Origin of the sequence: uncultured Microbacterium sp. (assembly GCF_963528945.1) — a bacterium.
GTDB lineage: Bacteria > Actinomycetota > Actinomycetes > Actinomycetales > Microbacteriaceae > Microbacterium.
In genome coordinates this window covers 274,059-289,501 of the sequence record NZ_CAURWX010000002.1, presented here as the reverse complement: position 1 = coordinate 289,501, position 15,443 = coordinate 274,059, and the positions used below count along the sequence as shown (strand labels likewise).

Sequence of the window (15,443 nt, the reverse complement as noted above, 5' to 3'; positions counted from 1 at the left end):
CTCCCGAGGCGGCCCTTTTCAATGCTCCCACTCACTCCCACCGACCCCAGTCCCCCGCGCCCTGCACCCTTTCCGCACCTCCTGCCCTCACGAAAACGGAGACGAAGGGCGGATGCTGCGGCGCGCCGCCCCGCGACACGCCGTCGTGCGCTCGGTCGGTCCGGGTTTTCGCGGCGGCGGGCCGCGTCGCGAGCCGCGGCGGGCACGCGGAAGGGGGCCGGTCCGTGGACCGACCCCCTTCTCGCACCTCAGTCGACGCGACCGCGGCGCACCTTCACGGCGATGCCCGACGCGATGAGCAGCAGCGCGATTCCGAGCGTCCAGGGCAGCCAGGTCAGGTCGCCACCGGTGGCCGGCAGGTCGCCGTCGCCATCCGCGCCCCCATCCGAACCGCCGGGAGCACCGCCCGCCCCGGGCGCACCCGGTCCGCCCGGCGAGGCGGGGTCGGCGGCGGCGATCAGCACCGGCGTCGATGCGATGTCGACATCCGCCTGCATCACAACGAGCGTGTGGGCGCCCGCCTCGACATCGACCGGCACCGTGCCGCGGAAGGCGATCGTGCCGTCATCCTCGGCGATCACGGTTCCCAGGTCGACGGGGGTCGATCGCAGCTGGATGCGATACTCGACCCCGGCCTCGAACCCGGTGCCCGTGGCGACAAGAGCGCCGCCGACCTTCGGCGAGCCGTCGACCCGCACCACCGGCACGATCACGTCGGGGTCGACGGTGACGGCGATCGGTGCGGACGGCTCCGACCATCCGCCGGCGTTCTGCGCACGCACCGTCACGGCATGATCGCCCGGGGCGACGTCGGGAACGGATGCCGTGAGCACATCGCCCCCGGTCTGCACGACGATGCCCCCCACGGTGACCTCGTACGCCGAGACGGGCGAGCCGCCGACGCTCTCGGGAGCGGACCACTGCACCTCGACGACCCGGGCCGAGGCGATCGCCCGTACATCCCGCGGAACACTGGGCGCGGCGTCGTTGCGCACGAGTCCGGCGAGCGCGGCCTGCAGCGCGGCGGTCGCGGCATCCACCTCGTCCTGCGGGGCGCCGGGGCGGCCGAGCACGTCCTTCGCGGCCTCGAGCGCGGGCAGCAGCGGCGCCCAGCTGTCGGCGGTGTAGGCGGTGCTGTCGAGCGCGTTCGCGGCGTCGATCTGCGCCTGCAGGCGCGCGGTGTCGGCCGAGACCGTCACGGTGCACCAGGCGATCTCGCTGCCGCCCGCGTGGCGGATGCCGACGCTCGTGCGCCCCGGCTGATGCGGCGCGAGGTCGACCTCGACGCGTCCGTCTCCCGACACCCGGGCGGCGCCCGCGACCGTGACGACCGACTCGTCCATCGACACCGCGCTGAACGTGTCTCCGGGCTGCAGCGGCGTGACGGTGGCGGCGGCCACGGCCGACCCGTCGCGCACGGCCGAGACGGGCGCCGCGCACTCGAAGGTGTAGCCGCCGTACAGCTCGAACTCCCAGATGTTGAGTCCGTACTGCGTCGCCGGCACCCCGGTCAGGCGCACGTACCGCACCTCCGCCGGAGCGAAGTCGTGCGTGTGGGTGAGCGTGGGCTGCGCGGCCTGCACGCGAGCCAGCGGCTGCCACGTCGACCCGTCGACGGAGCCCTCGATGCGGTAGTCGTTCGAGGTGCCGGACTCCCACGCGACGACGGCGCGCGACACCGACTTCACGCTCTGCAGGTCGACCTGCAGCCAGTGCTCGGCGACCGGGCGGGCCGACGACCACTTGGTCGACTTCGAGCCGTCCGTGGCCTTCGGACCGGTGATGGTGGCGTTGTTCTGGTGCACGCTGTCGGCGGTCGTCGGTCGACCGAGCGCGAGGTTGGAGTTGGCCGCGGGGATGACCGGAGCGTCGGCCACCAGCCGGTCGGAGAAGACCTCGAACTCCCACAGCGAGGGGCCGTAGTTCAGCGCGCGGGTGACGGTCTGCATCCGCACGTACCGGGCGGTCTGCCCGTCGAGGGTGATCACGTCGACACCGCCGTCGCTGCCCGCGGCGGGGGTCGTGTACGCGTCGCGCCAGGTTCGGCCGTCGTCGGAGAGCTGGATGCGGTAGGCCTTCGCGAACGCGGCCTCCCACGACAACCGCACGGTTGAGACCGGCTTCGACGCCCCGAGGTCGACCTGCGCCCAGGCGCTGTCGGCGTTGTTGCCGCGCCAGCGCGTGTTCGGGTCGCCGTCGGCGAGGGAGAACACGAGGTTGTAGCCCGCGTAGCCGGAGGCCCGGGTACCGGCGTCGATCGCGAGGTTCACGCTCGACGACACCGACAGCTCACGGATGCCGTACGCCGCCGCGTCCGCGTCGAGCAGCACCACGCGCACATGCTCCGCGGCGGTGGGGGTGATCGGAATCTCGCTGACCCCGCCGGTCGCACCCCTGACGCTCGCCCGGTCGGTCCAGTCGAGGCCGTTCGGCGACGTCTGGACGACGAAGTCGGTGGCGGGGGCATCCGCCGCCCAATCGATCGCGACCTTCGTGACCCACGATCCGCGGGGAAGCGTCTGAGCCACCCACTGCGTGCCGGTGCCCTCGGAGCGCCACACCGTCGCGGGGTCGTGGTCGCCGAGCGCGGCGACCGACGATCCGGAGGCCGTGCTGCTCGCGGTGAACGTCTGGACCGTCGGAAGAGGGCCGTCGGCCAGGGCCGCGGTGACCGTCTTGCCGAGATCCTCGCCCGAGCCGAGCGCGAAGACACCGTGCCGCGCCTGCCCGCCGCCGGTGAGGGTCACGCCGACGCGCAGGCCGGCGCGATCGGGGTTCGACAGGCTCACCACCGGCGCCTCGCCCCGTTCGTCGAGCACGACGAGCGCGGGCTGGTCGACCGCGAGGGTGCGACCGTCGCCCAGGTCGAGCGAGCCGGCGGCGGCGAACGCCGCCATGGTGACGCCGGCCCCGGCATCGCGCACCGCCTGCACCTCGGTGTCGTTGCGCAGCGTGCGGGCGGTCGGCGCCTTCGCGTACGCCTCGACCTCGGCCGGGGTGGCCGCGGGCAGCACGGTGTAGTCGTAGGTGCCGGCCGTCGGCTTCGCGCCGTGGTCAACGAACAGCGAGAAGGCGTCGTGGCTCTGCGCCTCCTGGCCCTCCCAGCTGCCCGACTGCGTCTTGTTCGAGACCTTCACGTTCTGGTCCGCGCCGAAGACGTAGCCGATCTGGTCGTTGTACGCCCAGGTCGCATCGCTTGCACCCTGCCGGTCGGTCCCGGCGGCGATGGGGGCGCCGCCGACCGACGCGTTCGGCTTCGCGACGGCCTGGTTGATCGTCGTGTGCACGGCGGCGTTGCTCGTCGAGGCGATACCGGCGCCGAGCGCGACCATCCCCTGGTCGAACGAGAAGTAGGCCTTGCGCGCCGTCGTGCCCGCGGTGTCGAGGGTCAGCACGCTCACGCCAAACTCGCCGTTCGAGGCACCACCCGTGAACGAGCCGCCGTCGCCGTTGCGGCCCCGATTCTCGAAGCCGCGCTCGGTGCGCTTCTCGTCGGGCGCCGTGACGCCCGGGTAGTGGAACCAGTCGAACGCCGGGCCCAGGTCAAGGTACTCGCGGTTGTCGACCTGGATGGCCGTCGAACCCATCGCGTTCCAGTAGACGGGGTTGCCGATCTCATCGCGGTACGACGTGCGCAGCTCCGCACCGAACGTGCGCGACGAGTTCAGGCGCGTGAAGATCCCGTAGTCGCCGCGCAGGTGCGACGAGAACTCCGACCGCCAGAAGTACTTGTTGCCGGTGACGCCGTTCGTCTCGGTGTCACCGAGCACCCCGTCGAGCACCGCCTGGTACGCGGTCGCGTAGAGGGCATCCGTCCGCACCATGCGCTGCAGCGGCTCGATGAACTCCGACGCGTGGCTCGTGATGCCGCCAATCGTCTTCGGCGGACGGTAGTTGAGGTACAGCATCCCGATCTCGCCGCGGATGAGCCAGCGGGTGCCGTTCACGAAGTAGAAGGCGATCGAGTCGAGCTGGTCGCGCGTGAACGCGAGGCCGGTGCCGCGCGCGACGTCCGACCAGAGGGCGGCGTACGTGAAAAGCACCATGCCGTAGCCCTCGCTGTACAGCTGCGCGCCGTGCGCCCAGAAGCTGCCGTCGGGCTGCACGGCCTCCTGCACGGTGCCGGAGTGGTCGACGGCGATGGTCGCCACGATCGTCGCGAAACCCTCCCTGACCTTCGCGATGTCGCGGGTCGAGAGGGCCTCGAAGATGTAGTTCGAGGTGCGCCACGCGCCGTTGGCACCCACGGGGTCGAGCTTGCCGGTGTTGTGCTTCAGCGCCACGGCGAGCGCCTCGGGGCTCAACTCCCCGCCCAGGAACATCGAGATGCGGCCCATGGCGATCGACTCGCCGATCTCGGTCTCCCACCAGTTGGTGTTGCCCGGGTCGACCTTGTCCCAGTGCAGCAGCGCTCGACCGACGGCGTCGACCAGACGGGGGTCGCCGAAGCCCGCGGCCTTCGGGTCGTTGTAGGCCTGCGTCATCGCGAGCATCCGGTAGAGCGCGGTGTACGCCGACCACACGCTGCCGTTCGCCGAGCTCGTGCGGTCGGCGTAGTTCACGTCGGACCACGAGCCGTCGGCGTTCTGCGACGCGACGTAGTCGAGCGCCTCGGAGGTGCGGGCCAGGTAGATGCCGTTGGCGATGATGATCTCGTCGCCCTGCCCGAGGTAGTACTCCTCGAGGCGGTCGATGACCGTCGCCACGTCGTCTTCGGGGGCGGCGGATGCCGGGGCCGCGACGATCGCGGACGACCCGAGGACGAGGGCGATCGTGAAGGCGATGAACGCGGCGATGCGCTTCATGGCGTGGCTCCTTTGCCGGACTGCTGCGTGAGGCCTCCGCGTTCGGGCGTCGGAGGGGATCCGGGGTGCGCGCCATGACACGCGCACCCCGGGGTGGATCGGCCTGGGCGACCGATCGGTCGATCAGCCCTGCGCGTCGAGCAGAGCGTCAATCTTGTCGGCGGCGGTGCCGAAGGTCTCACCGAGGTCACCCTCGCCCGCCTGCACGGCCTGACCCCACGCGTCGCGGAAGGTCTGCCACATCTCGGTCGCGTCTGCGACGTTCGGCACGTCGACCGTCAGCGGCACCGAGGCGGCGAAGGTCGACAGCACCGGGTTCGTGGCGAGGTAGTCGCCGGCGACCGCGTCGACGTCGCTGCGGGTCGGGAACTGCCCCGTGGTCTCGAGCAGCGCGAGGTCGTTCTCGGCGTTCATCGAGAACTTCGCGAAGTCCCACGCGGTCTGCTTGTTCTCGCACGAGGTGTAGAGGCCCACGTTCTTCGAGTCGCCGAACGTGTAGGTCTCCTCGGCGGCGGTGCCCTCGGCGGTCGGCAGCGGCACGATGCCGTAGTCGACCTTGCCGTCGAAGGCCGCCGCACCCCACGGTCCGGCGATGCCCATGGCCGCGACGCCGTCGGCGAAGGGTCCGGCCCATGCGTCACCGCTGTAGGCCTCGGCCGACGAGTAGCCCTCGGCGTAGAGCGTCTTCCAGAACTCGAGCGTCTCCATGCCCTCGTCGCTCGTGAAGGCGGCCTTGCCGTCGCTCACCAGCTGGGTGCCGCCCGAGTTGGCGAGGAAGAACGGGTAGAAGTCGAACAGCGCGTTCGTGTAGTCGCCGGATGCCGGCGGGTAGAGCGCGAAGTCGGCGGCGCCCGCGTCCTTGATGGCCTTGGCTGCGGCGAGCACGTCGTCGTAGGTCGCGAGCTGCGGGTTCTCGGCGTCGAGGCCGGCCGCGGTGAAGGCGTCCTTGTTGTAGTAGAGCATGAAGGGGTTGGCCTTCCACGGCACCTGGTACAGGTCGCCGTCGGGCGAACGGAAGCCGTCGGCCGCGTCGCCCGAGCGCTCCGTGATGAACGACTCGCCGTCGTCGAACGTCTTCGAGATGTTGACCAGGCCGCCCTGCTTCTGGAAGGCGGGCACAGCCGCCGGGGCGGTGTTGTAGACGAGGCACGGGGTGTTGCCGGCGGTGATGGCCGCGCCGATCGCGTCTTCCGACGACTTGCCGGACGGGATGGCGGCGGCCTTGACCTGCTCGTCGGGGTGCTCGGCGTTCCACGCCTCGACGACGGCCTCGGCCCAGGCGATCTCCTGCTCGTTCGTGGAGTACCAGATCGTGATCGGGCCGGACGTCAACTCGCCGGAGTCGGCACCCGGTGCGCCACCGGACGAGCCGCACGCGGCGAGGGGAAGGGCGAGGGCGGCGAGGGCCAGGACACCTGCATAACGCTTCATTGCGAGAAACTCCTTCGTTCGGATGCCTCGGGACGGCTTCCTGCTGTGGTGAGCGGGCTCGAACGACCGAACCGCCTGAGAGGTAGTAAACCGGTTTTGTTGAGTCGTGTCAAGGGTGCCAAGCGTGGTCGCGGCATGGCGCAGCGCAGCAACTCTATGACGCTGCCGCGCAGGGTCGCCGTGGCACTAAACGCCACTAAACACAGTCCCCGGGGTGTGCCGACGAACCAGACCCAGCCTTCCCGCGCACGAGGCGCCGGGCGTTCACGGTTCCCCTGCGAAGGAGATCCATGCACCTGAATCCAGTTCCCTCCAGCGGGCGTAGGGTGGAAGAGAAGGACGGACCGTCCGAGAAGATCTCCCGGCACCGTGCCCGCCCGGGAAAGAGCCCACCCATGGCCCAGTACGACGTCTCCGACCGCTCCGCGATCGTCACCGGAGCCGGCAGCGGAATCGGGCGCGCGGTCGCCCTCCTGCTCGCTCGGAACGGTGCCGCGGTGGTCGTCAACGACCTGAACGCCGACAACGCGAACGCGGTCGTCGAGGAGATCCGCGCGGCTGGCGGCACCGCCGAGGCCTCCGTGGGCGACGCGACCGACGCCGCGTGGATCGCGTCCTCGGTCGAGCTGGCCAACACGCTCGCCCCGCTGCGCATCGGCATCAACAACGCGGGCATCGGCGGAGCATCCGCCCCCACCGCCGAGTACGACGACGACGCCTGGGACAAGGTCATCTCGATCAACCTCAACGCCGTGTTCCGCAACATGAAGGCGCAGCTGCCCTCGATCCTCGAGAACGGCGGCGGCGCCGTCGTCAACGTCGCATCGATCCTCGGCAGCGTCGGCTTCGCGAACTCCCCCGCCTACGTCACCGCGAAGCACGGCGTCGTCGGCATGACCAAGAGCGCGGCGCTGGAGTACTCGGCGCAGGGCGTTCGCGTGAACTCGGTCGGCCCCGGCTTCATCGACACCCCGCTGCTCGCCACCATGGGCGACGAGGCCAAGCAGTACCTCGTGAGCAAGCATCCGATCGGCCGTCTGGGTCAGGCCGACGAGGTCGCGAACCTCATCGTCTTCCTCGCCAGCGACGCCGCGAGCTTCATCACCGGCAGCTACCACCTCGTCGACGGCGGCTACACCGCCCAGTAGGCGGGAGCTCCTCGCGCGCCCGCCCCGACGCGCAGGAGATCTCCTGCTGCGAAGGACTGCTTCGGCGATCCACTCCTTCGCAGCGCGAGATCTCCTCGCCGGCGGGGGCGCGGCGCGACCTCCGACACCGGCTGTTCACCCGTTGTTGGACACCGCGTCCATAAACCTCCATAGTGTTCCTGACAGCGTTGTCAGAATCGGGCGGCGCATCCCCCACCCCACCACACGGAGGTATCGCATGCCCCCCATGCGTTCGGCTGCCCCCAGCCGACACATGAGAAGACGACGCGCGGCCCTGGCCGCCGGAGTCATCACCGCCCTCACGGCGTCGTCCGTTCTCGTGACGCCCGCCGCCCACGCCGAGGAGGTGTCGACTCTCACCCCGTTCGACGCCGTCGACCCGTTCATCGGCACCGAGATGAACGACGCGAACAACGCCCGCGGCAACGACCACTACGGCAACACCTTCCCCGGCGCCACCGTGCCGTTCGGCATGGTGCAGTCGAGCCCCACGACGTTCGAGACCGGCAACGGCCAGCAGTACGGCGGCTACGAGTACAACGCCGACCAGCTGCGCGGCTTCGGCATGACCCGCCTCTCGGGCACCGGATGCCGGTCGAACTTCGGCGGCTTCGACTTCCCGGTCCTCCCCTTCACCGGCGCGCTGACCGACGGCGCGCTGCCGTCGAACCCGGCGAGCGCGATCGGCGACTACTTCCTCGACTTCTCGCACGAGAACGAGACCTCAGAGCCCGGGTACTACTCGGTCGACCTCGAGAACGTGCAGGCCGAGCTCACGAGCACCACCCGCACCGCGGTCAGCCGCTACTCGTTCGACGCGACGGCCGAGACCTCGACCCTGCTCTTCGAGGCGGGCGGGTCGAACAACCAGGTGCACGCGTCCGATATCGCCTTCAACCCCGCCACCGGCGAGCTCTCCGGCTCGGTGAAGGCCAACATCGTCTGCAACGGCGGCTCGCAGTACACCGCCTACTTCTCGGCGACGTTCGACCAGCCCGTCGGGGCGTTCGGCACGTGGACCCCCGCGGGCGTGCAGGCCGGCGGCACCGCGGCGAGCGCGGCGGCCAAGCACGGCGCCGGCGCGTACCTCACGTTCGCCGACGGCGCCGACGTCACGGCGAAGATCGGTCTGAGCTACGTGTCGGTCGACGGCGCCCGCGCGAACGCCGAGGCCGAGACCACGGCCCTCGGCTTCGACCAGACCCGGGCCCAGGCCCGCGCGACGTGGGAGGAGGCCCTCGGCACGATCGACGCGACCGGCGGCACCGACCGCGACCGCATCACCTTCTACACCTCGCTCTACCACGCCCTGCTGCACCCGAACACGTTCCAGGACGTCGATGGGCGCTACACCGGCTACGACGGGCAGATCCGCACCGTCGAGGAGGGCCGCGACTTCTACGTGAACTTCTCGGGGTGGGACACCTACCGCGGTCAGTCGCAGCTGATCGCCCTGCTCTTCCCGCAGCGCGCGAGCGACATCAACCAGTCGATCGTCGACATGGTGTCGCAGTCGGGCAAGTGGACGAGCTGGCCGACGTACAACCAGATCCAGACGAAGATGAGCGGCGACTCGCTGCAGAACATCGTCGCCGCGACCGACGACTTCGGGTCGACCGACTACGACCGCGCGAAGGCGCTCGAGAGCATGGTCGCGACACAGACCCTGCCGACGACGAACACCGGGCGGTCGGATGCCGTGATGTACGGCATCCACGGCTGGGTCGACGGTGACAAGGGCGGCGCGGCGACCTCGCGCACGATCGAGTACACGACGAACGACTTCGCCATCGCGCAGCTCGCGCAGCGCCTGGGGAACCAGGATGCGTACGAGCACTTCTCGACCCGTTCGCAGAACTGGAAGAACGTCTTCAACACCGCGCGCGGGCACATCGACGCGCGCAACCGCAACGGCTTCATGAACACGTCGCTCACCACGCAGGGCGCGCAGTTCGAGCAGTCGACGGGCTACCAGTACGGCTTCAACGTGGCGCACAACATGGCCGACCTCATCGCGCTGCGCGGCGGGAAGGATGCCGCAACCGCCCAGCTCGACAGCATCCTGCGCGACCTCGACGCGGGTGCCTTCAGCGACGCGGCGTACATCGCCAACCAGCCGAGCTTCGGCCTGCCGTGGGTCTACAACTGGCTGCAGGCACCGCACAAGACGACCGAGACGCTGTATCGCGCGGCCGACGAGCTGTTCACGACGGCGCCAGACGGCCTGGCCGGCAACGACGACCTCGGATCGTTCAGCGCCTGGTACGTGTGGGCGAACATCGGGCTCATGCCCGCGATCTGGGGCACCGCCGACCTGCTGGTCTCTGCGCCCATGTTCGAGCACATCGAGATCACGTCGATCGGGTCCGACCGCACGATCACGATCGACGCCCCCGGCGCCGGCGACGATCGCCGCTACACGACCGGGCTGTCGGTGAACGGTCAGTCCCAGACCGCATCGTGGCTGCCCGCCGACTTCGCCCGCGCGGGCGGAACGCTCGACTTCACGATGGGCGCGACGCCCGGCACGTGGGGCACGGGTACCGGCGACGTGCCCCCGTCGTTCCGTGACGGCAGCGACGCCCGCAACTCGGTGGGCATCACGTCGGACGGCGCGGTCAACATGGGCGGACTGGATGCCGGTGGCATCGGTCTGTCGCGCGAGGATCTCGCCAAGGCCGGCGTCACGGGCGGCGCGAAGCTCCCCCTCGGCAAGACGGGGGTCGAGTTCACGTGGCCCGACACGGTGGCCGGTGAGGCCGACCACTGGATCCCGAACGGCCAGGTGCTCGAGTTCGGCGATGTCGCGGCATCCGGCGTCTCGTTCCTCGGTCTCGCGACCAACGGACCGTCGCGCGGCACCGCTCTCGTCACCTACTCCGACGGGTCGACGAAGAAGGTCGACGTGCGCCTGACCGACTGGACGAACACGGGCGCCGAGCCGGGCAACATCCGCCTCGTGCCGCTCACGAAGCGCAACACGCTCAACGGCGGTTCCGACACGGCGAAGCCGAACCTCTTCGCGACGGCGGTCGTGCCGCTCGACGCGACGAAGACGGTGCGCAGCGTCACCCTGCCCAACGACGTGACGAAGGGCATCATGCACATCTTCGACGTGGCCCTGCGCCCCGTCGACACGATCGACCCCGAGCAGCCCGCTCTGCCGACGCGACCGGATGCCCAGGCGCCGACGGCACCGACCATCCCGGCGCCGTCCGACATCGACGGCACTCCGGTGGTCACCGCCACGACCCCGTGGCGCTTCCACGACACGGCCGACGACCCCGCCGCGGGGCTCGCCACGAAGACCGCATGGACCGCGGCCGACTTCGACGACTCGTCGTGGAAGACCGGCACGGGCAGCTTCGGCGCGAAGGGCGGCGCCCTCGCCGACCTCGGCGGCGGCTACACCCCCACGACCCTCGTCAGTCAGTACAAGCCGGGCGGCACGACGAACGTCGAGACGTTCTTCTTCCGCACGACGTTCGACCTGGATGCCGCGGACCTCGCGCAGATCACGCAACTGAACGGCGAGCTCGCCTACGACGACGCCGCACGCGTGTTCGTCAACGGCACGAAGGTCGCGGGCTTCGCCGACGAGCGGGTCGACGAGGCGACGGGCAACATGGTCTACGCGGGCGGCAACGGCTCGGCGCCGCTCACCGGGGCCTTCACGGTGCCGGCATCGGCGCTGCAGGCGGGCACGAACACGATCGCGATCCAGGTGCACAACACCAACGCGACGAGCTCCGACGTGTTCGTGCAGCTGAAGAGCCTGACCCTCGCCGCGAAGGGCGCCCCGGCCGCGATCTCCGACGTGCTGCTGCACGTGGGATCCGACGAGACGCAGCGCAACCTGACGTTCTACACCGACCGTCAGGTGCCCGCGCAGGTGCAGGTCGTTCCGGCATCCGCCCGCACCGGCGCCGGGTTCCCGGTCGCCGAGGCGCGCACGATCGACGCCGTCACCACGCAGGCCCGCGACGGCCGCTTCTCGAACCAGGTCGTCATCGACGCCCTGGCCGAGGAGACGTCGTACCTGTACCGGGTCGGCAACGCCGAGATGGGCTGGTCGCGCTCGTACGAGCTGTGGACCGGCACGTTCGACGAGTCGTACAGCTTCGTCTACCTGACGGATGCCCAGCTCGGCGCCTCGGGGAGCTGGCAGAACGACCGCGACCGCTGGGCCGCATCGCTCGGCCAGATCGACCAGTTCGAGAAGGACGCCTCGATGATCGTGAGCGGCGGTGACCAGGTCGAGACGCACCGTTCCGAAGACGAGTACGCCTCGCTGATCGCCCCGGAGCTGCTGAAGCAGCTGCCGTTCCAGGCCACGATCGGCAACCACGACAACCAGTCCGACCAGTTCAACTCGCACTTCTTCACGCCGAACCGCTCCGCCACCCACGGGTACGAGAGCACGGCGGGGCGTGCGGGCGGCGACTACTGGTACACCTACAACGGCGTGCTCTACCTCAACATCAACACCAACGCGCGCAGCGTGAACGAGGAGGACCACGCGGCCTTCCTCCGCCAGGTGGTCGAGGAGCAGGGCGCCGAGGCGAACTGGGTGGTCGTGATCATGCACCACTCGCTGTACTCGGCCGCGTTCCACTCGGTCGAGCAGGACGTCAAGGAGCGCCGGGCCGCCCTGGCGCCGGTGTTCAGCGAGCTGGGCGTCGACCTGGTGCTGGCCGGTCACGACCACATCTACACGCGCAGCTACCTCATGGACGGCACGACGCCCGTCGGTGACCTCGACGCGCAGGAGCAGTCGGGCGTGACGCTCGCGGCCGAAGAGGGGCAGGTGCTGTACGTCACCGGCAACTCGTCGAGCGGCAGCAAGTTCTACGGTCTCGACGCCTCCTCCCCCGAGGCGGCGATCAAGGCGCAGTCGAACCAGCCGCAGTACACCGACGTGGACGTGACGCCCGAGGCCCTCACCCTCACGACCTACCAGACGATGGATCGGACGGTCGTCGACGAGGTCACGCTCACCCGCACGGTGAACGACGAGAAGGGACCGCAGTTCGCGGGTCTGCCCACCGAGACCGAGGTCGCGCAGGGGCAGCCGTTCGAGCCGCTCGCCGGCGTCACCGCGACAGACGAGGTCGACGGCGACGTGACCGCGGCGATCACCGTCGACGGCACGGTCGACACGACGAAGCCGGGCGTGACCACGCTCGTCTACCGGGCGGTCGACCTGGCCGGAAACGAGACGGTGGTCGAGCGCACGGTCACGGTCACCGCGGTCGAGCCGACGTTCGGCGGCGTGCCGCCGACCCGTACGGTCGTCGAGGGCGAGGAGTTCGACGAGCTCGCCGGCATCACGGCGACGGATGCGAACGGCCTCGACCTCACCGACCGCATCGAGGTCGAGCTGGTGCGCGCGACCGGCACGGCGCGGATGGTCGGCCCGTCGGCCGGCGCGTACACGCTGGTGTACACGGTGACCGACGACTACGGCACGACGGCCGTCGCGGAGAGCGCGGTCACCGTGGTGGCGCAGGCCGACCCCACCGACCCGGGAACGGGCGGCGGTGACGGCGGCACCGGAGGTGGTGACGGCGGCACCGGTGGCGGTGCGGTCGGCGGTGGCGACGGCGCGGCGGATGCCGGCGACGAGACCCTCCCGGCCACCGGGGGCGAGGCGACGCTGCTCTGGATGCTCGGCATCCTGGCGCTGCTCGCCGGAGCGGGTCTCGTGATCCGCCGTCGTCCGGTGCAGAGCTGATCGCCTGAGATACGACGAAGGCCCCGCAGGTTCGCCTGCGGGGCCTTCGTCGTACGCGCCGGGACGAGCGCGTGGAGATCAGTGTGCGAGGGTGCGCGACGCCGAAGCGGCTCCGGCGCGAGCCGCCACCACGACAGCGGTCTTGGCGGCGTCGAGGTCGTCGAAGCGGCCGAGGAAGTCGGATGCCGGGCCGAAGGCCGTGAAGCCCTCCGCAGCGGTCCCCTTCACGGACCCGAGGAACTGACGCCGGTCGTTGCCGACGTGGAACCCGGGGTCGACCTCGGCCCAGAGCGGCCGGGGTCCCGCGAATACTCGCGAGGAGGAGACGCGGGAGCGCCGCGGGGCGACCGTCACGCCGGCACCGCCTGCAGGTTGCGGGCGCCCTCCAGCGACGCCGCGAAGTCCTCGCGGGTCAGGTCGAGGCCGTTGGCCGAGTTCGCCGACTCCATCATCTTCGCCAGCAGCGGGCGGTGCAGGTGCTGCTCGTCGTCGAAGGCGAAGCGCAGCGGGATGGAGGCGTGGATCCACAGCGTCTGGACGGAGCCGTCGCATGTGGGGATGGTCAGCGCGAAGGATTCGTTCCTCCGCAGTTTCGTCACGGTGACGGCTCGCAGGTGGACGAGCAGGGCGTCGTCCACTTCGATCGGAGCGTCGGTGTTGCCGTATGTCAGGTGTCCCATGATCTCTCCTCAAGGTCGAGATGTCGTCTGGGATTTACTTTACTAGGTTACCTAGCTAAATGCCATTCCGATATTTCAACCGAGTCCAGAACGGACGGTGAACAACGCGAACACCCCTCCCGAAGAGGGGCGCGAAGACCGCGGCTAGGAGAGTTCGGCGATCTCTTCGGTCAGACGGCGGAGGAAGCGGGCGACGGCGTCCGTCTGCTCCGGAGTGAACTCCGCGGCCAGCGCCTCCACGCGACGGGTGAGCTCGTCTGTCGGCGCCTGCAGGTCGCGCAGCGACGGCCGGAGCACCTTCGACCGGGCATCCTGCGGATGCGGCGCGACCACGATCTGACCTCGATCACCCAAGCGGCGGATGATGCTCGTCACGGCGGCCGTGCTCACTCCGAGGTGAGTGGCGAGGTCGCCGGGCGTGACCGGCTCGTCGGACGGCGCGTCGGCGATGAACCGCATCGCCACGCGGTCGGTATCGTTGGGCGCCCGCTTGGCCGCCTGCCGACGCGCGAGCTGAGCGTCCACTCGTCGCAGATCGTCGACGCAGGCGACAAGCACCGATATGGTCGCCGTCATCTCTTTCACCATTACTTGTCACCCCCTGACGGATCCATCTTACAAGATGACCATGTAAACAGGCTGACTAGTCATCTCGCGATGACCTTGACAATCCGTCCGAAGTGAGAAGATGGAATTCCGCAGCCGGAAGGGATCTCATGGCGGACCGACGCTCCCTCGACGAGGGTGGGTACATCCTGTACTCCGACCTCATCGATCGTCTGCGCACGCGCTTCCCGCGCGTGCCGCACTGGCGCCTCGAGCAGGTCGTCGCCGCCGAGAACGACGCGATCACCGGAGGACTCCTCCGTATCGTGCCCGTCGAGGTCGAAGACGGCACGATCGAGATGCTCGAACGCGAGGCGCCGGAGGCGCCCGCCCGCGAAGCATCCGACGCCGACGACGACGAGGTGGCCTGATGAGCGACTCCGAGGAATTCAACCGTTCCGGGTACTGGTACCCCGACTCCGACTCGGCGAGCACGGTCGACGTGCTCAACCTGCTGCGGCGGTACCGGTCGGCCGAGACCGCGATGCGCGCCCGCACCCGCTCGTCGATGGGCATGAACGAGACCGACCTGCTCGCACTGCGCTTCCTGCTGCGCGAGCAGAAAGCCGGGCGCATCGTGCGCTCGATCGACATCGCCCGCACGCTGAACATCTCGACGGCGTCGACCACGACTTTGATCGACCGCCTCGAGAAGGGCGGGCACGTGCGCCGCGAGGCCCACCCGACCGATCGCCGCGCCGGCATCGTCGTGCCGACCGTGAGCAGCGACGACGAGGTGCGCGAGACGCTCGGTGCCATGCACCGACGCATGCTCGCACTCGTCGACGAGATGACCGACAAGGAACGCGCCATCGTGACCCGCTTCCTCGCCGGCATGACCTCGGCGGTCGAAGAGGCCGCCGACCTCGACCAGGAGCTGCGCGCGGTCATCCGCGACCACGAGCAGGCCGTCGAAGACGCGAAGGACGCCGAGCAGGCGCGCGCGGATGCTGCCTCATCGCTCGAGGACTCGACCGACGGCGAGCGCGCGAAAGACGACAGCGCGACGAACGACTGA

At 69.9% G+C, this 15,443-nt stretch carries 9 protein-coding genes; 4 read left to right on the top strand and 5 right to left on the bottom strand.

Annotated elements, in window-relative coordinates:
* Positions 1-248: 248 nt before the first annotated feature.
* Both RWS82_RS08530 and RWS82_RS08525 read right to left on the bottom strand, forming a co-directional pair.
* A complete protein-coding gene (locus RWS82_RS08530) occupies positions 249-4,805 on the bottom strand; it encodes a discoidin domain-containing protein (RefSeq protein ID WP_314648862.1) in 4,557 nt (1,518 codons plus the stop codon).
* Between the two features lie 123 nt (positions 4,806-4,928).
* Positions 4,929-6,236: a sugar ABC transporter substrate-binding protein gene (locus RWS82_RS08525; RefSeq protein WP_314648859.1), complete on the bottom strand. Its 1,308-nt coding sequence runs from the start codon at positions 6,234-6,236 to the stop codon at positions 4,929-4,931.
* A gap of 395 nt (positions 6,237-6,631) precedes the next feature.
* Here RWS82_RS08525 and RWS82_RS08520 point away from each other — a divergent pair, with 395 nt between their 5' ends.
* Both RWS82_RS08520 and RWS82_RS08515 read left to right on the top strand, forming a co-directional pair.
* A complete protein-coding gene (locus RWS82_RS08520) occupies positions 6,632-7,384 on the top strand; it encodes an SDR family NAD(P)-dependent oxidoreductase (protein WP_314648856.1) in 753 nt (250 codons plus the stop codon).
* Positions 7,385-7,658: 274 nt separating this feature from the next.
* On the top strand, positions 7,659-13,139 hold the full coding sequence (locus tag RWS82_RS08515; protein ID WP_314648853.1) for a GH92 family glycosyl hydrolase: 5,481 nt from the start codon (positions 7,659-7,661) through the stop codon (positions 13,137-13,139).
* Between the two features lie 78 nt (positions 13,140-13,217).
* On the opposite strand, the gene RWS82_RS08510 is transcribed toward RWS82_RS08515, so the two are convergent.
* The 3 genes from RWS82_RS08510 to RWS82_RS08500 form a co-directional block, all read right to left on the bottom strand.
* Positions 13,218-13,493, bottom strand: a complete 276-nt coding sequence (locus RWS82_RS08510) for a hypothetical protein (RefSeq protein ID WP_314648852.1) — start codon at positions 13,491-13,493, stop codon at positions 13,218-13,220.
* Positions 13,490-13,819 carry a hypothetical protein gene (locus RWS82_RS08505; RefSeq protein WP_314648850.1) on the bottom strand — a complete coding sequence of 110 codons (330 nt, stop codon included), beginning with the start codon at positions 13,817-13,819 and terminating at the stop codon, positions 13,490-13,492. Before RWS82_RS08505 ends, RWS82_RS08510 begins: the two co-directional genes overlap by 4 nt.
* A 144-nt stretch (positions 13,820-13,963) precedes the next feature.
* On the bottom strand, positions 13,964-14,395 hold the full coding sequence (locus tag RWS82_RS08500; protein WP_314648847.1) for a MarR family transcriptional regulator: 432 nt from the start codon (positions 14,393-14,395) through the stop codon (positions 13,964-13,966).
* Positions 14,396-14,535: 140 nt separating this feature from the next.
* On the opposite strand from RWS82_RS08500, the gene RWS82_RS08495 reads away from it, so the two are divergent.
* The gene (locus RWS82_RS08495) at positions 14,536-14,796 is read left to right on the top strand and encodes a hypothetical protein (protein ID WP_314648844.1); all 261 of its coding nucleotides are present in this window, start codon (positions 14,536-14,538) and stop codon (positions 14,794-14,796) included.
* Positions 14,796-15,443, top strand: a complete 648-nt coding sequence (locus tag RWS82_RS08490) for a MarR family transcriptional regulator (RefSeq protein WP_314648842.1) — start codon at positions 14,796-14,798, stop codon at positions 15,441-15,443. The genes RWS82_RS08495 and RWS82_RS08490 overlap by 1 nt, the downstream gene beginning before the upstream one ends.

Excerpts from the sequence above, each read along its gene's own strand:
- RWS82_RS08530 (WP_314648862.1), bottom strand. The coding sequence starts at position 4,805 with ATGAAGCGCATCGCCGCGTTCATCGCCTTCACGATCGCCCTCGTCCTC.
- RWS82_RS08525 (WP_314648859.1), bottom strand. The coding sequence starts at position 6,236 with ATGAAGCGTTATGCAGGTGTCCTGGCCCTCGCCGCCCTCGCCCTTCCC.
- RWS82_RS08520 (WP_314648856.1), top strand. The coding sequence starts at position 6,632 with ATGGCCCAGTACGACGTCTCCGACCGCTCCGCGATCGTCACCGGAGCC.
- RWS82_RS08515 (WP_314648853.1), top strand. The coding sequence starts at position 7,659 with ATGAGAAGACGACGCGCGGCCCTGGCCGCCGGAGTCATCACCGCCCTC.
- RWS82_RS08505 (WP_314648850.1), bottom strand. The coding sequence starts at position 13,819 with ATGGGACACCTGACATACGGCAACACCGACGCTCCGATCGAAGTGGAC.
- RWS82_RS08500 (WP_314648847.1), bottom strand. The coding sequence starts at position 14,395 with ATGACGGCGACCATATCGGTGCTTGTCGCCTGCGTCGACGATCTGCGA.
- RWS82_RS08495 (WP_314648844.1), top strand. The coding sequence starts at position 14,536 with ATGGCGGACCGACGCTCCCTCGACGAGGGTGGGTACATCCTGTACTCC.
- RWS82_RS08490 (WP_314648842.1), top strand. The coding sequence starts at position 14,796 with ATGAGCGACTCCGAGGAATTCAACCGTTCCGGGTACTGGTACCCCGAC.